Raw genomic sequence first — 20,290 nt, forward strand, 5'->3', positions numbered from 1 at the left:
CCTGAAAAAACACTCTGGGAATTTTGAAAATTTGTCAACTATACCAGATTGATTTAAACAAGATAGTTTAAATCATCGGTTTTTTCAATTCCCACTTTCAGCAATTATTTTTAAGTCTCCTTTTTCCACATACCAAAATCCGTCCCATTCCCAATTCCAGGTCTTGAGATCCAAAGATGGATTTTCATCAGCGTTTACGGTTTTATAATTCAGGGCTTGTTGGTCAAGGTTCCAGGTCAAAGGTGTTTGGATTTGGAGTATTTCCGGCAATTGATCCGCATTGGTTTCCATCAGGTAAAAAGCATTTGCCTGGCCAAAAACTTTTGCTTGGCCATTTTTGTCAATCACGACCGCAGTCTTTTCATCTACGGCAATTGCCCGGAGAGGCTGATTGTCAGAAAGGTTTTTTAACCTGGCCAAAAAACCAACAAGCCTTCCCTCTCTGTTTCTTTGTGAAAAGTGCTGGTCAGTAATCGTATTTTGCAAAAAAGGATGATTGATGAGACTTGACCTGCGTACGGTCAATCTTTCATCAAATGGATTCTGCAGTGCTTCTTGACTGACAACTGAACCATTCTCCCCCGTATAAACAAACTCACCCATGATGGCACAACCTGCACTGGTCCCGCCTATAGGGATTTTCTTTTCATGAATCAGGTACTGAATTGCTTCCTCAACCTTTGACCCTTCCCATAATCTCAAATATTGGGATTGATCACCACCCGCAATAAACAAAGCCTCAGCGTTCATCAATGTCTCAAATACCTTCTCGTCATTGGAGGCCTCAGCGGTATTGATCCGCAAGGTTTCCACGGAATTCAGTCCGCCCATATTATACAGGTAATCATTGTATCCATCTCCGCCACTTACCCTGATGATCACAAAATCACCTCCTCCCGACCGCTCTATCATCCAACCCATAGCAGCATCCACATCTGTGCTTCCTCCCATCAGGACAAGACCCATTTCTGTTTCTTTTTGGGTATCTTCGGCATTTCCCACCCTTCCTAATGAATATGGGTTCTGAATAGGTGGGATGGGAGGAGTGATAGGTTCAGCACTACAGGAATAAATGATCAAAAAGAAAAAAGAGATCAACACTAGAAAATGTCTGGAAATATGCATGATAATATGGAATTTGCAATTGTCATGCAAACTAATGAATACATTTAAAATTATCCCAATTTGTCAAAGCCATTTTGAAAAAAGCAGAAGAAATTAGGCATGAATTCTCTTATCAATTCTTGTAGGATTTCTCACTTTTAGCCCGAATAAAGGTCTTATCAACTTCCATCTTCTAATAGCAAACTCATAGATCAACCAGGAAAAACCAAAGGTTCCGGCTGACATGATCAAGAACTTTGGCCAAAATCCCCAACCCACATGCATCAGATAATAACCTAAGGTAATGGTGATGGTCTGATGTAGAATATAAAAAGGATAGACAGATTCATTGGCATAGGTAAGTGCATTGCTTGGCCGATTAAGATAAGCAGCAGCATAACCGAACAAAGCCAATATCCAGGCCCAAAGGTTGAATACTTTGAAAAGCGCCTCAATGAAATGGATCAAAGTAGAATCTTCATAAATCTGCCTCAGTCCTACCATTAGGGTGAAACCGACCAAGCCACAATAGAGGTATTTCCTTCTGTTTTCCAGAACAGTTTTCCAGAATACTTCTTTGACTGAAATCAGCAAAAAGCCAAAAAAGAACAAGGTGATATAATTCACCACGTTGAACCAATCTCCCCAAAGGGCATGAGTGGAGGGAAAAAACGGCTCTAATAAAGATTCCCAAATAAAAAGCGGAATGATCAGCCAAAACAGACCAAAAGGTCGGGAAGCTAATACAGTCATTTTTTTCAACAACCAGCTTTGAGGATGATTTCTGAGGTAAAGGAAAGCCGGAATCAACACCAGAGAAAAGAGCAACAAATAGGGTAAAAACCAAAGGTGGTGCCAAGAAAAATTACCTTCAGGATATACTCCGATAAATGCCTGGGAGGGCCAAAATTCAAAATACCCTCCCGAGAATTGCCCTTTATCCAAACGCTCAAAATAAACCTGTGGGGGGACAATCAAAAGAATACCAACCACCAAAGGCAGCAACAGTCTTTGAATCCTTTCTTTGGCAAATTGTCCACCGCTTCTTTTCGAAAGGGCGTAATAAGTTCCCATTCCTGAAATCACAAAAAGGATAGGCAAACGCCATTGATTCACAAATAACATGGGCAATCTGATTTCGGGATAAATGATGTCATTTTTGATATGGAATCCCCAAGGGACAAAAAACATCCCGACATGGTAAAATATCAGCAATCCAAAAACGATTACTCTTAGCCAGTCTAAGTCATGTCTGCGCATAATTTTTGATTTTTTTTCCAAAAGTAGATATTGAAAAGATTGAAAAAAGGGCCTTGTGATCAATGTCAAGGATTTGGGATGAAATGCAAGATTATGAGACTTTGTACTTTCTTTCAAAGTCATCAATCATCCCTCTTGATACAGGGAGTGAATCAGAATGACTTTTTATTTCCAGTTGATAGCCTTGGGCATTGCCTTTTACCTGTGCAACTTTTTGGAGATTGACCAAAAAAGACCTGTGGGTTTTGAAAAAATGGGGAAAGGATTGCAATTGGCTTTCAAGTTCTTTCAGTGTCATTCTTTTTAAGACTTTTTTTGCCTTGTCACCTTTCTCAAAATATATTTCCAAGTAATTCCCTTCTGATTTGGCAAATAAAAACTCTTCAGGGTTGAGGTCAAAGTCATCACTTTTTTGCTGTGTAACAATAGGCAGTAGTTTTTCCCTTTCGAGTGAAAAATCAGACTGTTGCTGACTGTTGAGAGATTTAGCGGTTTTCAGATGTGCCTTCATCAATCTCAGGTAATTCATGGGAACCAAAATAACAGCAAAAAGAACCCCAACCATAAATGTATTTCTGACTTCCTCCAAAAAGTATCGCATAGACCAATTATCAGGGTTATTATAGATTAGGTCCCTAACAAGAAACTGACTGACTCCAATTAATAACAAAACACCTGAAATCAAGGCAATTTCGTTTCCTACTGTCCACCTGTCTTCATTTACACGCAAGTTGTTCAAACCAATAATGAGCAATACACAAAGAAAGGCATTCAAAGAATGTATCATGGAAATCCAAAAATAACTGACCTTATGTTCAGGCCTGTAAACTACAAAAGGTTCAAAAAAATAATTGAAGGCCATGCTCATCCCGAATATCACCGCAGCTAAGATCCAAAGGTTTTTCCCCTTGAAATAATAGGGGTAAGGTTGTTTTAGAAAATCTTTGAAATTTGCGGACATGGGTTATTTGGGAATGAAGAATAAAATTAATCAATCTTCAATTCCCAGCCATTCAAATACATCATCAAAATTTACAGTAACAGAAGAATTGCCATCAGGGTGCAAATTTGGAAAAATGGTCAGATTGCTTTCTCTATCCATCAGCATCGCTTCAACAAAATAAAGTTTATGTCCATCTGGCAGGTTCTTTTCACCTTCCAGAAAAGCCCTTCCTGCTGTAGCATTTCCAAAGCTTTGGGTATTTGGCCTTTTAAGTATTGCTGCAAATATTTGCTCACCTTCCCGACAAGTTGACCCGTCTATCAAGACTGCAACTTTTGGTAAAGGGGACAAAACTTCCATTGAGTTTGAGACGGCTACTCTTTGAACTCCTCCCACATAGGATGCCCCATTTTTATATTCCCATTCTTCTTTTTTGTCATCTCTATAAAAAAATGCACCCAAAACCCCATCTCCCAAAATGGGTCCTAATCCAGCCAGCATTGCTTCAAAATGTCCACCTGTCAAGCTTCTGAGGTCTATAATCCAAGCATCTGTTGCCTCCAATTCTCTCCCCCTTATCTTATCCTGAATGGCAAAAGCTAAATCTTCGGGACTAATTTGAGAAGTTGGAATATCCAAATAGGCTATACTACTGGGTAAGGCGGGTGTTTGTTTTTGTCCTGGAATACAATCAAAGGCATTTTTGTCTCCTGCTACAATTTCTCCTCTTGAGTTGATCACATAACTTTTATCATCCCCAATCATCTCGAACACCTTATCCAATGCTATATAAGTATCCTCGATTTTCCTGGCCCCTTTTGTCAAATCCAGTAGGGCCTGATCGATCTGGGATTTCTTCCAAGTGTAATTGTAGCTATATGAATCAAAAAAATCATTTTCAACAACTTGAAGAAATTCATTCAAAAATGCCTCTGCTTCAGGAGAAATGGTATCTTCAAATTTATCCTCGGTTTCCTGACAGGAAAAAGTAAATATAACGATTACGAGTATTGAAAGAAATCGTTTCATAGGACATCCAGTTTATCTTAGAATATTACAAAAATATATAGTTTTATTCAAAAGGTCAAGGAATTCTTTGAAGCCTTGGATGATGATTTTTTTATTTTCCTTTGTCAATTGATCACTTTGATTCATCGTGATGATATAACCCTCATCCATATTGAAAAACTCCATTGCCTCCACCAAACCTTCCACTTCCCTATCCTTATTGTCAGGATACAATTCATGGGTAACCTGTATCAGCCATCGACAATCAGTTCCCTCAAAAACCACAAAATCACATTCCTTCTTTTCTTTAAAGTAATACAACTTTTGATTTTTTTTCCTAAAATTCAAATAAACAAGATTCTCCAAAAGTCTTCCCCTATCCTTTGTGAAACTCAATGAATTGGATTTGGCAAATCCATTATCGATGCAATAAAGTTTATTTTGTAAAAGTAAATTATCTTATGTTGTAAACGTAAACTAATTTACATTAACAGCATAAGAAAACAATTTTGAATTGCTTTTAATCCGGGAAGTAAGTCAAGTTAGGAGCTAACGTCACCCTGACGCAGGAAGGGTCTCTTGAGGTTCAGGAAATGATAGATATAAACATAAATAGGGCCTCAGGAGATCCCTCGTGCCTACCATTGACAGATTTGGAGATTTAAACCCTTGGACTGTAAAATGCATTCAAGACCATAGAAAACTTTGCCTTGTCACCTCGACGTCAGGAGAGGTCTGAAACCCGCTTTGATGTCATTTCCTTTCTGTAAATGCCAAATTTTAAAAACTACCAATGACATAATTCGGAGCACCCTTCCTGCTGATCCCGAAGGCTTTTGGGTTGAGGTGAAAACAATGATATTTAGCTACTGAAATCATTAGGGATAATCACATAGGAAATTTATTTTGAACCACAAAAGTGACAAAAGAATACAAAAGATACTGAATAAAGTCTTTTGTTCCCTTTTGTTCCTTTTGTGGTTCCATCATTTTTTTTGTTTAACATTAACGCCAGCCCATTCGGGATGACGCCTGCCTGCCGTAGGTAGGGCTGCTACGATTTATGTCAATGGTACGTCAGGAGAGGTCTGCGGCCCGCTTTTTTGTCATTCCTTTTCTGAACATTTTCAAAATCAGTTAGGAATATTTTCTAAATTGGATTTTATACCAAATCAAAATTGGAAAATCCAAAATGAATCCAGAAAATACATCAGATAAATTGGAAGGAATAATTGTTCCTATGGTTACACCTTTACTTTCAAATGGAGAATTGGACAGGAAAGGGACAGAAAGATTGATTCGACACCTGACCCATGGAGGTGTCCATGGGATATTTATATTGGGCACCACAGGTGAAGCTTCAAGTTTAAAACCTGCCATCAAAAAAGAACTGATTGAAATCACATGTAAGGAAACCCAAGGGCAACATTTGATCTTAGTAGGAATCACGCATACGGCTTTGGATGTCAGCTTGAAAATCGCAAAAACTGCAAAAGAAAATGGTGCTGATGCAGTGGTAGCCGCACCACCATATTATTTTTCGCTTGACCAAGAAGACCTCTTTAAATATTACATCAAACTTGCCGACCTTAGCCCTTTACCTTTGTTTTTGTACAACTTCCCCGTCATGACCAAAAACACCCTAGAGCCAGAAACTGTCCACAAATTATCCCAACACCCCAATATCATCGGAATAAAAGACAGTTCGGGGAATGGCGTTTATTTTCAGAAATTATTGGCTCTCAAAAAAGTAAAGCCGGAATTTTCTGTTTTGATAGGTCCTGAGGAAATGCTCGCACAGTCAGTCCTTTCAGGTTGTGATGGTGGAGTCAGTGGTGGAGCAAATATTTTCCCCAATCTTTATGTACGGTTATTCGAAGCTGCCAAAAATCGAGATTTCGAAATGATCAGTAAAATCCAGCCCCTTATCCTGGAAATCTCAAAAAATATCTATGGCTGTAGTCCAAAAACCTCCAGCTACCTCTGCGGGGTAAAGGAAAGCCTGTATTATTTGGGCATTTGTGAACCACATATTGCCCCTCCATTGCAATCCGTAAATGCCCAAGCAAAAGAAACCATTATCCAAAATCTCGAAAAGATTATTTTCAAAATCAAAACCATTTAATCCTCCTATCATTTCCCTTTTATGAATCTTTCCCTCATTGACCTGATTGTTTTTTTGGCGTATGTGGTTGGAATCATCAGTTTTGGGGCTTCATTTTATTTCAAAAAAAGAGTCTCTATAGATTATATCACCGGAGGCGGTAGATTGCCGGCCTGGGCCTTGGGCATGTCCATTTTCGCAACTTACGTCAGCAGCATCAGTTTTTTGGCCCTACCGGGAATTGCCTATCAGTCCAATTGGAATGGTTTTGTGTTTAGCCTTTCGATTCCTTTTGCCGCATTTATCGCAGTGAGATACTTTGTCCCGCTCTACCGAAAACTCCAAAGCCCTTCCGCCTATGCTTACCTTGAAAACAGGTTTGGTCTATGGGCAAGGGTGTACGCCTCTACTTGCTACCTGCTTACCCAATTGGCCCGCATGGGCGCCATCATGTATTTATTGGCTTTACCAATGAATGCCTTGTTTGGCTGGAGCATTCCATTGATTATCGTAGCTACAGGTCTTGGTGTCGTGATTTACGCTATGCTTGGCGGAATTGAAGCGGTAGTTTGGACGGATGTGGTTCAGGGAATTTTATTGATCCTAGGTGCATTGACATGTTTTATATTGATTGTTTGGGAAATGCCGGGAGGTTGTCTACAGATATATGAAATTGCCCAGGAGCAAAATAAACTTTCCTTGGGCAGTTTTTCCCTGGATTGGAGTCAGAATACATTTTGGGTGATTCTTGTCTACGGATTGTTTATCAACCTCCAGAATTTTGGTGTGGACCAAAGTTATATCCAACGTTATCTGGGAGCCAAAACAGCATCGGAAGCCAAAAAATTGACCTGGTTGGGAAGCTTGCTCTATGTTCCCGTATCCTTGTTATTTTTTATGATAGGAACAGCCCTTTTTGCCTTTTACCAACAATTTCCTGAAAATCTACCATTAGAGTTACAAACCATTGAAAATGCCGATAAAGTTTTTCCTTATTTTATTGTTTCCACGCTACCCAAAGGATTGACCGGACTGATGATCGCAGCCATATTTGCAGCTGGCATGAGTACAATATCCACCAGTATCAATAGTTCGGCAACGGTGATTTTGGAAGATCATGTCAAAAAATACCTTTTTCCAAACCTTCCTAAAGCCTCTGATTTCAAAGTGCTTTATGTGTCCTCATTCATGATGGGAATAGGGAGTATTCTGATTGGATTGGCTTTTAATGGAGTAAGCAGCGCTTTGGACGCATGGTGGGCATTGGCTTCGATTTTCAGCGGTGGAATATTGGGCCTCTTCCTTTTAGGTGTGCTCACCCAATCCAAGAGTAATATACCAGCCATTATTGGGGTAATCCTCGGCTTATTATTGATCGCATGGATAAGTCTGGAGGAGTTATTCATTACATATGGCTTGCCCGTGCTCGAATTACACAAGAATTTGGCCATTGTGCTGGGAACCATGACTGTTTTTTTTGTGGGGTTTGTTTTGGGGTGGATGGTAAATAGGATGAAGAGTTTCTAGGCTTGGAATGAAAATGAATGGCTTAACAATTCTTGAATCAAGTATTTGATTTATTTGTGTCAAAGACCACCCTTTTCCCTTAATCTTCCTTTCGCATCAACAAAGCATTCTCCGGAAAACTATCGATCACATTGCCGTCCTCATCTATCGAAACAAAGCTCCAGCTGTTTTCTGCCAAGGTAAGTAAGGTAAAGGCTCTGATAGACTGTGCTTTGTTCAGGTACCAAGTACTGTCCACAGGATGGATATTTCTTGGCGTGACCCCATAGGAACCGTCACCGATATAAATGATTCCTGATTCGTTAACTTCCATGTTTTTAATAGGGAAGGTTCTTTTATATGCATGGTCATGATTTTCAAAAGCAATTTCTACACCATTCGCATCAAAAATCGGGGTCCAGGTTTCCCTTACCAAAGTCTGAACCGATCCTTTATATTCCCTCACAGAAGGATAAGCTGGCACATGGTAAATTGGTATTTTGTGGTTTACTTTTTCCCGTTCTTTTAATGTATTGATCAACCAATCAGTTTGCACTCCTGGAATAGGATTGGAATGCTCAGTATCCAAAATGATCAAACTCAGGTATTTCCCAAAATCCAAAACATTGAATCCTGGTTGGCCTGGAAAGGAAAATAAACTGTAAAAGTACGGCGCAATTCGGGCTCTGAATTCATCATTTTGGACATATCCTTCGTGCTTGGTATAATAACCCCCAACCACTTCATGGTTGCCCACTGCTACAATACAAGGAATAATTCTTTTGTCGGCAGTCACCAGGGTGTTTTTATAGGCATCAAACCAATCGTAAATTCTTTGAATATTGTCAGCTAGGCCATTTTCGTAAGCCATATCCCCGCCGATGATCACAAAATCCGGATCTTGGGCAGTGACTGCGCGGTTGGTTTTCTCCAACCATTCCTTTTGGTGCATAGAATCTCCTCCTATTGCGATTTTAAGTGATCTTTTATTGAGATTTTTTGGAAGTGTACGGAAAAAATAAATTGAATCAGATTCGGCAAACCTGAGCTCATAATCAGTATCCGGCCTTAATCCCTGAATTCCTACACGATGGATATATCTAGGCGAAAAGGGATAAGGATACACATCACTATCAAATGAATGCCATTTTTCGGTACCCTTTCTTCTGAAATACAACGTTGAAGGATTCAACTCATCCATATGCCAATCCACATCCATAGTTGTGGTAGGGTCTGAAGTCCAAGTAAGATAAAAGGAATGGGGTTCAGACTGGGCAAAGCCTTCCTTTGCGATCAGGACAATGGCAAGTAGAAATATAATTTTCTTGAAGTATATCAAGCACGGAAACTGGATTAGTTTAACCACAGGTTTTTAAGAAGTTTAATATTTTAAATTTTTTAAGAAGCAGAATTCTCAGATAGCCTTTCTTTCATCACCAAATATACACCATTGGTCCATCCAAATCCATCCTGAACAGGATACTCTCCCCCCCCTGCTTCAAGACTTAGATCCTCCACATTATACTTTTCCATCATCTTTCCGGTCCTTTCAAAAACCTTTTCATTCAAAGTGGTCCAACGTTGTGCCAAGGTCAGGGCCAAATCCCTTCTTCCGTAATTCCAAAAGGCTTCAAATCCAATCCATTGCAATGGTGCCCAACCATTTGGCGCATCCCATTGCTGTCCGGAATTGTAATTGGTAGTCACCAATCCGCCGGGTTTCATAAAATGTTCTTCAGCATACGCGATGACACCCTTTGCTTGTTCTTCTGTGGCAAGGCCTGCCCAAAGTGGAAACAACATTGCTAAAGAAGGCCGGTCAACCTTTTCTTTGAATTTGATATGGTAATCCAGAAAAATGCTTCTTTCTTCCTCCCAACAATAGCGGGTAATTGCTTCTATCCTGTTGTTTCTTACCTTCTCGATTTTATCTGCCGATTTGTGGTCTCCTTCCAGTCTGAACCCATACACAAGAATTCTTTCAGTTTCCGATAGCAGCACATTGAGGTCAATGGGAAGGATGGCAATGGTCTGAATGCTTTTCAGATCCTCAGGGTCATACAACCACCTGGAGCTGAAATCCCAACCGGACTCGCAGGCAGCCCTGATATTTCGGAACAATTTGTCAGGATATCTCCGGCTGTTTTCAGATAATTCCACATCTTCCAAAAATGACTCGGGCCTGGGAGTATCCTCATCGTCCCAATACCGATTGAGAAAAGCATCTTCATCCTGCATCACCACGCGCTTATACCTCTTCCCCGGCAAATGCACTTCGGTTTCACCCTCAGTCCAAAAGGAATATTCCATCCAAATCTCCGGCAAATATTCCTGAATGATGGCCTCATTGTTTTTTACCTCGGCTAGTAATTCTACCATTTTTGCAAAAAAAGGTGGTTGTGAGCGCGAAAGGAAATAAGTGCGATTACCGTTTGGGATATGTCCAATGGTATTGATCAGGTAAGCAAAATTATCCACCATGGACTCTATCAGGTCTTTTCTTCCAGAGACCTTCAATCCCAACATGGTAAAATAACTGTCCCAGTAATAAATTTCCCGAAATCGTCCACCAGGTACAATGTAGGGATAAGGTAAGGCCAATAAACTTGAATCAGGATGGTCTACATCAGGCTCCCTTCTGAGCAATTCCCATTGAGCATGAAGCCTGTCCTCAAGGGAAAGGTTTTCGGGAATATCAATCGGCTTGGGTTCTTTTGGCAGAACAAAATTTTCCTTGATGAATTCAAGAAGAGAAAAATCATCCTTTTTGATTTCCTTATAGAAATCACTGAGAATTTCTTTTGCCGGACGCTTAGGAATACAGTCAACAAAGGTTTTGGAATCAAGGAAAATACCACTCAATTGCACGGCATCGAAAAGTTCCCAATATATTTCTTCAGGCGGTATAAATTTATTTGGATTCATTGTTTCTGACCTGTTTGTTCAATAATATCAAAACTACACAAAGCAATGCGATTGGTATAAGAGAAAAATAAAAAGCTGTGGTTCCGCCATAAGCCTCAAAGATATGACCGGTGATAATCGAACCGGTAGTTCCCCCTAATGCAGAGAAGACAACAATTAATCCCGACATGGAACTTTGCATATATTTGGGAAGTGCGCTCAAAACCACTGAATTGATGGTGGGATAAATCGGCGCTAAGAATATTCCCAAAATCGGAAAAAGATATACCACAAAAGGAGCGTTGAACCATGTTATGGTTTCCAATGCTTCAGGAAGGTTTGAGGTCAATGGTAAAGTAAGGACCACACATAATCCCACCAATAAAGTGCAGACCAAGGTGAAGGTAAGCCAATGCACCTTTTTCAGGACAATTCCTGCCAACAAACGGCCAATTGCCAATGCCCCAGCCAAAACAGCCCCGGCCTGAATCCCCATACTCGCAGGAACTTTAAGGACATCCTGATAAAAGGTCGGTGTCCAAGTCATAAAACTCTGCTCGATCAAAACAAATAGAAATGCTGAAGCTGCAAAAACCAATACCAAAGGCCTGATAACCAATTTGAGCATTTCCAGAAATTCATCCCATGCCCTTGTTTGCTCCCTTTTGGATTCAGATTCATTGATTTTGGCCAAGTATAGCAACAAAGCAGCCGCTAAAGTCATGATTCCCAAATACCAATAAATATTCAACCAAGTTCTGGAGGTCGGATCTGCGTCATTGACAAATAGACTGAAAAACACATTTCCCAAAAGTACCCCAACCATGAAAAAACCTTCTATAGTACTCATCAGGCTGCTATGCTCTTTGGTATTGTTGGTCACCAAGCCTATCATGGCGAAAACACTGACTTTGATCACTGCAAAAGAAATTCCTACAGCTGCAAAAAGCATTTTGAAGTACCAGAATTCATCTGCCATCACCGGCATCAGAAAACAAATCCAGGCAACCAAGAACAGGGCGGCCAACATTCCTTTTTTCAATCCTACTTTTGGTAAAAAAGAAGCAACAATAAAGGAAAAAATAGCGATGGGCAAATCCTTAAAACCCTCCAGAATGGAGGCATCTGCCTTACTGACATCAAAAGACCGCTGTACCTGTAGAATTACCGCTCCCACAGAATTGAGCAATACAGCAAAAACCATGTAATTGACAATCAGCGATATGCGTATGAGGAGCTTGGAGTTCATAAGTTAAGATCACAAAAAGATACGAATTTAGATTTCAAATCCCACTAAGACACTAAGACACAAATTATAAATTTTCTTAGTGGCTTTGTGGCTTTGTGGGAAAAACCGTCACTGCTTTTCCAGCAAATACCAACCTTTGGGATCCACTTCTATCGGCCCGGTACTTTTTATAAGTACTGGTTTGGAGGAAAGCTTATGCCTTTCATATCCATTGGAAGTTTTTATTTCCACCGGCATGGAAAAATCAATATTGGGCAAACTGACCTGATATCCCTTCTTCCCTTTTTTGGAAACTTTTACCTTAGGGACACGGATGGTTTTGAGATACATATCAAAAAATCCCTTAAGATCCAATCCGGTATATTGCTGTACAAATTCAGTGAAATCAGCTGTTTCGACCAGATTTTCATAGGTAAAACGTTCATCTGAAGCAAAAGCTTTGAGCATAGGAAAGAACACCTCATCACCAATGTAGTATCTCAAAGAATGTATTATAAATGCACCTTTGGTATAAATTTCAGGATGATAAGCTTGGTCAGAGTTTGAGTTTCTTGGAGAAACTACCGGTCTTGCATGGGCAATTCCTTTTCTGACCGAAGCGACCTTTTGGTGGTAGGCATCTTCTCCTCCATGTTCCAGATAAAACAGCCAATCCCCATAAGCAGTCAAACCTTCATGGATCCAGAAATCAGCCCAATCTTTGACCGAAACTTTATTTCCAAACCACTCATGCCCCAATTCATGGTGCAGCAGCCAATCGGCATATACATCTCCGATTTTCTCAAACTGAAAATTATTGCCGTAAGCATTAATAGTCTGATGTTCCATCCCCAAATAAGGCGTTTCCACCACAGCAATTTTGTCATTGGGAAAAGGATAAGGCCCGAAAAACTTCTCGTGGGTTTTGGCAGAAGTTTCCAACACTTCCATAAGCAATTTTGACTTATCCCTGTTTTGTTGGAGAACATAGACAATCATCGGGATTTCGGTCCCATTGGCACTCCTAAAAGTTTTTGATTCCTCATGGAAAACCCCTAGGGTAAAATTGATATTGTAATTATTGATGGGATATTGGGTAGTCCAATGGTAGGTGACTTTGCCGTTTTGCCTTTGGGTATCAATTAGTCTCCCATTCGCAGCTACAAAATAGGGATAGGGTGCCGTGAGGATCAAATCCACTCCATTGGAAGGTTCACTTGATGGGTGGTCCAGGCAGGGCATAAAGATTTTTGCCCCTTCATTCTGAGAAGATAAGCCCATCCAATGATTTTTCAGTTCATCTATTTCCCAAGTAAAACCTCCTGTCCAAGGAGGCCGGATTGCAATGGGTGTCTGACCTCCATAAAACACTTCTACCTCAGTACAGGTACAATCCGAAGGATAAATATCCAAAGTATCCCCAAAATGCCGAAAACCGACTTCCTCTCCAGCCATGATTACTTTGGTCACTATGTACTCCTCGATCAGGTTCAATCTCAAGGTATCCAACTTTTCATCTGAGGAAAAAGTGATTTTATTTTTTCCATAGATTTCCTGCTTTTCGGGAAATATTTCCAGTTCCAGCTGATAATGCAAAACCTCATATTTTGTTTGCAAAGGATCAATTGACCCACCCCAGGCCCAGTTTTTTTGGATTTGGGAGAAAGTGCTGACAGAGATCAGTAGGAAAGAAAGGATTAGGGAGGTTGTTTTCATTGTTTTGAATATAACAGGATTATTTCGAAGTAGGGGAATTTTTGTAAACTGGAATTACAAATTCCGAGGATAAAAAGGTGTAGATACAATTTACACCCAACGTCATTTCCAATCTTCACCCAGATTAAGTAGGTTTAGCCATAAATCTGAATTAAATCCTTTTTTACATTTTCTACCATATACTCGCGCAGTGTCATGTTCAACAAAATCAATCTCTCTATTCAGTGCTTTAATCAATTGTTCCCTAATTCCTAGCTGATCGAATATGCTGAATTTAACATTCTCCTTTACTTGGAATAAAATATCTATATAACTTTCCGGATTGTTGTCCCCTCTTGCGAAAGAGCCAAAAACCCAACCTTTTTCTATTCTTGAATCTTTATCAAGGATTTCACTGATTTCTTTGATTATTTCTTTTTTATCAGTTTTTTCAAAAACCCTATACGCAACTTCCTCTTCCGCAATTTTCAGTACTTCTTTGGCCAGTTCGTCGTTATCTCCAAGGTCATAGACCACTTAATCCGCCATCCAAGGCACCAAAAGTTCAGAAGCCGGAATTTCAAAAAGTCCGGCCAATCGGATGACCTGTTCTTTGGATAGTTTCCTGATTCCCCGCACTGCTTTTCTGATCAAAGCTTGATCAATATCCAAAAATGCACCTACTGTCCGAAGGGGCATTCCTTTTTCCAATCTCAGCTTTCGAATTTTTTCGCCGAAACTGTTCATGATTTTGAAAAATATTTTTTGACTAAATTAGTCAAAAGTGCATGGGGATGCAAAGAGTTGTAGTGGGTTAAAAGATTTCTACTAATTGATTATATTCCCAAACAAACTAGCTTATACATCTTTAAAATTAACGAACTGGAAGACATCAAACTTTATGATGAGGCAAAAAAGGGCAAACAGGAATTTAAAGATGCCGAACAGGCATTTAATAAAATTGAAGAAGCACGGAAAATTGAGAGCTTATAAAGGGTGATTTTCTCACCCTTCGCAGTATATTTTTTGACAATTCCTGATATCTCCCGGTATTGGACTTAAATTACTTTCCTCATAACTAAAAGAAATTTTTGAAAACTGGTAATACTTCCTAACACTGTACGGAATCAAAAAATAAGAAGTATAGATACAATCTACAACTTCAATCTTCACCAAGACGGGATCCTAAAAGAACATTCAATCGCCATCAAAATAAGTATTAATATCTTCAATTATGCCGGAAAATCTTCGTACAAAGTTTTCAGTATTCGATATCGAATCAGTGAGTTTTTCCATTTCTTCATGAAATGAAAGTAGCTCAATACATAATTGTTTTTCGGATTCAAAGTTGTTTTCGAGAAATTGAGGTAAAAAAGACAGATAATCTGAATGATATGATAAAACGTTATGTTTTTCTTTTAACAAACCTTGAAAACTCTTTTCCCAAGATAATATTTCAATACTATTAATCTTTAAATTCTCTTTTTCAATTTGTAATTCAATGATTCTTTTTTTCAAAATTATTAAATGTAGTTCAATTTTTTTTTTAACCTTAACAACATATTCTTCAATTTTTTCAATATAAAAACTCACCTCAACCGAGAATTCTGACAAAACCAATATGGAGCCTACAAAATCTAAACATCCCACTATTTTATGACCTTGATAAAAAAGTATTTCTTCATATATTGTTATAACCTCCTCTAAGTGTTCTGTTTGTTCCTCATCCCAATAGGAAGTTTTTATCTCGTTATCTGATGAGAACACTTCTTTTACTTGCCTTAACATCTCGTCTAATTCACCGACCATGTATTTGTTTATAAACAGACTTTCATTGGTCTTGTATAGTTGATATGACTCAATTATATAATTAAAACATCTGGTCCAAGATGACCTCGCTAATGGGTACTCTACTGTGTATTTTTTTATAATGCTAGTCTTCTCATATCTAAAATATATCCATTTTGAAAATGGGACAATTTGAACTCCTTTATAATTTACTTTTAAAAAAAAATAACTTGATTTTCCAAAGCCCAAATTTGAATCTATATAAAACTTGAAATTTTCATCCACTATAAAAAGTATTTCAGTGAAGCCCACATAGTTGTGGCTATAAGCTACTATACTATCCTTAAATTTTATTTTTACAGATTCTAAAGAATCATTAAAAGCAAAAAAATCAAACCTATTTCTATCAAATCCAAAGTGCAACTTATTATATTCCTGAATTTCTTCTACATTGTTTTCGACTACTGCCTTTTTAAATTTTTCAATATGTTTTTCAAATTCATCTTTTAAAGTAGTCCATCTTATCCCTTGATAGGGGTAACTATAATACAAACAGTAATCAATATTATCTAATAAAGGATGCCTTTTCCCAGATATTTTTTCACACAAAAAATCATAAAATTCTAAAAAAAATGTTTTTGAAGAATTCTGTGTATTAAAAGGAAACTTCTCATTTAATTCTTCCTGAATTTCAATGTAAGGGTTTTGAATTTCGTGTTCAAATAAAAATAATTTATCTTGCTTTTTATCTAATTGAAGTGTAATTATTTTCTCCATATCTAAATTATTTTAAATATCAAGTTAAGAAAATTATTTATCAAAGACGATTTTTATATCTATCCAATAGTTACTTCTAGAAGTTCATTCAAAAAGGATTTGACAAAATTAATTTAGGCAAACTTGGATTACTTCCTGTTACTGTACGTAGTCTTAGAAAGTCTATTTGCAAATTGAACACTTCTCCAATATCTTCACTAAATGTCAAAAGGACAGGGAATAAACTGAATTTGAATAGAACAAAAACCATTAAAAGTAGTTTTCAACCACTTATTAACAATTAGTCTTAATAAATGTTAATAAACACTGTCTGGTATTTGATTTATCAATAGAAAGACTTAACATTGCAGAGTCATTCAATGTATTGACAACGCACCCCAATAGGTTTCATCTTATTGGTCAGAGCCTCGAAAGAGGCTTTTTTTATATATTGAAGTATGAAAAAAAAAGTTTCTTTCTATGTTGATGGTTTTAATTTCTACTATGGTCTGAAAGCTATGACCAAAAGTAAACCTGATTGGAGAAAATTTTACTGGATTGATCTTGTCAAGCTCTTTGAAGGCTTTTTAATGGAAAACGAGCAATTAGTTTGCGTTAATTATTTTACAGCTCGTCCAAAAAATAAAGGTAAAGAGATTAGACAAAATAATCTTCTTCAATGCAACAAGACTTTAAATGGGGACAAGCTGAAAATCCACTATGGTAAATATCAAGACAAAGAAATGACTTGTCGAGCAAGTGGTGGTTGTGGTAGAATTTACATGCATTGGGAAGAGAAGCAAACTGACGTAAATCTTGCCATAAAAATTGTTGAAGATTGCCACAATGGGATCAGCGATAAAATAGTGTTAGTTTCAGGAGATTCTGATTTTTTACCTCCAATCAAATTAGTCGAACAATTCTATAAAAATGTTGAATTAATGGTTCTATTCCCTCCTACTAAATATACTAGTAGTCTTGCAAACAGAAATTTTCCCGCGCTAGACCTTTCATCATACAAACCAAGATGGAATAAGGCCTTATTACCAGATGAAGTTACTATCCCATTGTCCTCAAAAATTTACAGGAAGCCAACTGAATGGTTTCCGAAGTAATCTTTTTTTATTTCTTCTTCTTCCCCATCAACGGAGCCAAATACTCCTCATACAATTCAAATAAATATTCGATCCTGGCCATTTCTGAGTTGAAAGCCTGGGGGCGATAGCAAAGATCCACTGCCTTATCCAATTCCTGATGTGCTTTCACCAAGTCAGGTGGCATCACCAAGGGATCATAAAGATCAGCCAAGCAACTTTCAGGATATTTTGCACGGGTATCCAGCACTTTCTGAGATTTTTCTTCAACCAATTTTTTATTCTTTTCGGAAGGGTTTTTGGGCCATGGGAAGTTATTATAAACAATTCCTTTGGAATATCTTAAACGGCCTTCAAGTCTGCCGCAGGTATATCTTAACCAAATCATGTGCATCATTGAACTTAAAATCCCAAAATGAAATATTTCAGAATCAGAACTTATAAAAACCAAATCACTAGAAACATTTTCTGGAGACATGAACCCTATTGGACTATATGTTCTTCTTTCCGAAGTAACCTTTGGAATTAGCAAATATTCTTTATCTGGAAAATTTTCAACATGGAACCTAGTAGGGATTGTTGCTAATTTTTGAGTAGGTTTACTAGTACTTTTAAGCCTAAACTTTCTAACCTCCTCAACAATTTCAAGAATTTCTGGGTGCTTTTTTAGTTCTCTTGGAGACATATTTCCTAACCATAAAACCCATCTTTTTTCATTGTATAAAAACTCAGTAGCACCAAACCAAGGTCTAAAAAACTCCTTACTTTTAGGGTATTTACTAACAAAAGCATCAAGCTTATCTTGTGTATAAAGATAAAATCCCCCATCAATTGGCTTATTCCCAATACCAATTTCAGGCACATTACAAATTGGAGTACTTCTTGATTTGATTACTAGGCTAGGTCCATCTACCAAATATGGATTTATATTTCTCACATACAAAAGATGAGGATCCCCTTTTATGTCATCATATTGAAAAAGTTTCTTTTTTGAATAATTCCCCACACCAAAGCCTATTATAACGCAATAAACAGCTGCATTTCCTCTAGCTTCATTATTCCAATGAAATGTTTGATGTGCAAAGAAGATTTCCACATTTCTTTTTAAAATTTCATCCCATAAAATTCCCACTTGTTCTCCTTGTGTAATAGAATTGGTCGAAACAAAAGCACATTTTACCTTTGAATCTTGAATAAAAGATGTGGCCAAAAAATACCAGGCTGAAACATAATCTAAGACTCCTGTATTCTTAACCTCAGAAAAAACAAAAGCTAAATCTTTCCTTTGCTCATAAGTTTGATATTTTGACCCCACAAACGGCGGGTTCCCCAAAATATAGCTCAACTCCTCTTTTGGAACCACATCTTCCCAATTGATCCGAAGTGCATTGCCATGGACGATCTTTGCCGATTTGTTAAGCGGAAGACGTGCATAGTATTGGCCAAATTCCTCTGAGATCCGGAGGTTCATTTGATGATCCATCAACCACAGCGCCACTTCAGCAATCCTGGCAGGAAATTCATCATATTCGATCCCGTAAAACTGATCCACATCTATGGACATGATTTCTTGGATACCGATGGCTTGCTGGGCACCGTATATTTCTTTTAGCACATCCAGTTCCAGGAGCCGCAGTTCCCGATAAGTGATGATAAGGAAGTTTCCGCATCCACAGGCAGGATCAAGAAACTTCAGCTTTCCCAATCGTTGATGGAATTCACGCAGTTTATTCTTATTTCCTTTCAGCTTCTCAAACTCCTCCCGAAGTTCGTCCAAAATTAATGGCCTGATCAGTTTCAGGATGTTCTTTTCAGAGGTGTAATGTGCGCCAAGATTACGACGTTCCACAGGATCCATCACTGATTGGAACATGGAACCGAATATGGCAGGTGATATTTTGCCCCAATTCAATGCACTGCATAGCAGTAATATCTCACGCATTCGGAAATTGAAAGCAGGTATCGGCAGGAATTCTTCAAACAGCTTTCCATTTACATAAGGAAAAGCGGCCAAATGCTCGTCCAAGCTGCTCATCCGCTTGTCACGGGGAGTATTCAAAACCTGGAAGAATTGGGCGAGCAAGCCTCCCAAATTACTTCCATCTTCTCCGGATTTGATTTCGATCAATTCCTTAAAAGTATCTTTCTCAAAGATTCCCGTATCATCAGCAAAAAGACAAAATAGCAAACGGACCAGATAGACTTCCAAGGAATGGCCAGAATACCCACTGTCCTTTAACTGATCATACAGCTTACCCATTAGTTCTGCCGCAGCAATATTGACTTCATCTTCTTCTTTGAAACTCCGCTTCTGATATCCTGCTATAAATCCAAATAACTTGATGTTTTTATGAAATTCGGAAAGATGGAAATCATAATCTTTTTTTTCATCCAAGTCATAGAGTTTAAAATACTCAAAGTCCGACACCAAAACATACTTGGGAAGCTCGTGCTCTTTGATGCCATGAAAATAATCCGTGGCCTGCTCAAATGCAGCATCCAGGTTTTTCCCTTTGGACTTGTGCTCTACGAGAAGCGTTCCTTTCCAGAAAAGGTCTATAAATCCCTGTTGATTGTTTAGTTTTTTGACAGGTTCTTCGAAAGTGGCCAACCGTCGTCTTGATATCCCAAAGACATTAAAGAAATCATTCCAGAAGGAGTCTTTTTCGGCGCGCTCCCGGGTTTCGCCTTCCCATTCTTTGGTAAATCTCAAGGCGCGGTCCTTGATCTCATTCCAACTTAAAGCCATGAATTATAAAAGTTTGGTTGAATTATAGTGAGGATAACTAAAATCAATATAAATATAATAGTATTCTAAAAATGGCTTAAATACAAATAATTAGTAAGTATAATAACTATCTAAAAATACCCCCTTGTCTAAATCTACTTCCAGTTGCCAA

The 20,290-nt window shown here is 38.3% G+C and carries 15 protein-coding genes and 1 pseudogene; 3 read left to right on the forward strand and 13 right to left on the reverse strand.

Features of this window, described 5'->3' with window-relative positions:
* Nucleotides 1–84: 84 nt before the first annotated feature.
* From B9A52_RS01385 to B9A52_RS01405, 5 genes and pseudogenes are all read right to left on the reverse strand, one after another.
* On the reverse strand, nt 85–1,125 hold the full coding sequence (locus B9A52_RS01385; protein ID WP_084118611.1) for a cyanophycinase: 1,041 nt from the start codon (nt 1,123–1,125) through the stop codon (nt 85–87).
* A 93-nt stretch (nt 1,126–1,218) separates the two neighbouring features.
* Nucleotides 1,219–2,364: an acyltransferase family protein gene (locus B9A52_RS01390; protein ID WP_084123347.1), complete on the reverse strand. Its 1,146-nt coding sequence runs from the start codon at nt 2,362–2,364 to the stop codon at nt 1,219–1,221.
* A 91-nt stretch (nt 2,365–2,455) separates the two neighbouring features.
* The gene (locus B9A52_RS01395) at nt 2,456–3,325 is read right to left on the reverse strand and encodes a LytR/AlgR family response regulator transcription factor (protein ID WP_084118612.1); all 870 of its coding nucleotides are present in this window, start codon (nt 3,323–3,325) and stop codon (nt 2,456–2,458) included.
* A 30-nt stretch (nt 3,326–3,355) separates the two neighbouring features.
* Nucleotides 3,356–4,336 carry a S41 family peptidase gene (locus B9A52_RS01400; RefSeq protein ID WP_084118613.1) on the reverse strand — a complete coding sequence of 327 codons (981 nt, stop codon included), beginning with the start codon at nt 4,334–4,336 and terminating at the stop codon, nt 3,356–3,358.
* A 12-nt stretch (nt 4,337–4,348) separates the two neighbouring features.
* Nucleotides 4,349–4,747, reverse strand: a pseudogene (locus tag B9A52_RS01405) (hypothetical protein); the annotation flags it as partial.
* A 760-nt stretch (nt 4,748–5,507) separates the two neighbouring features.
* On the opposite strand from B9A52_RS01405, the gene B9A52_RS01410 reads away from it, so the two are divergent.
* Nucleotides 5,508–6,440, forward strand: coding sequence for a dihydrodipicolinate synthase family protein (locus tag B9A52_RS01410; protein WP_084118615.1), 933 nt, complete (start codon nt 5,508–5,510; stop codon nt 6,438–6,440).
* Nucleotides 6,441–6,461: 21 nt separating this feature from the next.
* Entirely contained in the window at nt 6,462–7,946 is a 1,485-nt protein-coding gene (locus B9A52_RS01415) for a sodium:solute symporter (RefSeq protein ID WP_084118616.1), read from the forward strand.
* A gap of 79 nt (nt 7,947–8,025) precedes the next feature.
* Here B9A52_RS01415 and B9A52_RS01420 read toward each other — a convergent pair whose 3' ends face one another.
* The 7 genes from B9A52_RS01420 to B9A52_RS01450 form a co-directional block, all read right to left on the reverse strand.
* Complete coding sequence (locus B9A52_RS01420) at nt 8,026–9,291, reverse strand: purple acid phosphatase family protein (RefSeq protein ID WP_231955433.1); 1,266 nt, start codon at nt 9,289–9,291, stop codon at nt 8,026–8,028.
* A 32-nt stretch (nt 9,292–9,323) separates the two neighbouring features.
* Nucleotides 9,324–10,850 carry an alpha,alpha-trehalase TreF gene (gene treF / locus B9A52_RS01425; protein ID WP_084118618.1) on the reverse strand — a complete coding sequence of 509 codons (1,527 nt, stop codon included), beginning with the start codon at nt 10,848–10,850 and terminating at the stop codon, nt 9,324–9,326.
* The gene (locus tag B9A52_RS01430; protein ID WP_084118619.1) at nt 10,837–12,078 is read right to left on the reverse strand and encodes an MFS transporter; all 1,242 of its coding nucleotides are present in this window, start codon (nt 12,076–12,078) and stop codon (nt 10,837–10,839) included. Before B9A52_RS01430 ends, treF begins: the two co-directional genes overlap by 14 nt.
* Before the next feature lie 108 nt (nt 12,079–12,186).
* Nucleotides 12,187–13,773 carry a M1 family metallopeptidase gene (locus tag B9A52_RS01435; RefSeq protein ID WP_084118620.1) on the reverse strand — a complete coding sequence of 529 codons (1,587 nt, stop codon included), beginning with the start codon at nt 13,771–13,773 and terminating at the stop codon, nt 12,187–12,189.
* Nucleotides 13,774–13,875: 102 nt separating this feature from the next.
* Nucleotides 13,876–14,289, reverse strand: a complete 414-nt coding sequence (locus B9A52_RS01440; RefSeq protein WP_084118621.1) for a nucleotidyltransferase domain-containing protein — start codon at nt 14,287–14,289, stop codon at nt 13,876–13,878.
* The gene (locus B9A52_RS01445) at nt 14,290–14,499 is read right to left on the reverse strand and encodes a helix-turn-helix domain-containing protein (RefSeq protein ID WP_084118622.1); all 210 of its coding nucleotides are present in this window, start codon (nt 14,497–14,499) and stop codon (nt 14,290–14,292) included. It abuts the gene before it with no gap.
* 450 nt (nt 14,500–14,949) lie between these two features.
* A complete protein-coding gene (locus B9A52_RS01450; RefSeq protein ID WP_084118623.1) occupies nt 14,950–16,317 on the reverse strand; it encodes a hypothetical protein in 1,368 nt (455 codons plus the stop codon).
* A 437-nt stretch (nt 16,318–16,754) separates the two neighbouring features.
* Between B9A52_RS01450 and B9A52_RS01455 the strand changes: the two genes are divergently transcribed.
* Nucleotides 16,755–17,411, forward strand: coding sequence for an NYN domain-containing protein (locus B9A52_RS01455; protein WP_084118624.1), 657 nt, complete (start codon nt 16,755–16,757; stop codon nt 17,409–17,411).
* Between the two features lie 7 nt (nt 17,412–17,418).
* Here B9A52_RS01455 and B9A52_RS01460 read toward each other — a convergent pair whose 3' ends face one another.
* Nucleotides 17,419–20,139, reverse strand: a complete 2,721-nt coding sequence (locus tag B9A52_RS01460; RefSeq protein ID WP_084118625.1) for a DNA methyltransferase — start codon at nt 20,137–20,139, stop codon at nt 17,419–17,421.
* Between the last annotated feature and the right edge of the window lie 151 nt (nt 20,140–20,290).

It is taken from the genome of Aquiflexum balticum DSM 16537, assembly GCF_900176595.1.
GTDB lineage: Bacteria > Bacteroidota > Bacteroidia > Cytophagales > Cyclobacteriaceae > Aquiflexum > Aquiflexum balticum.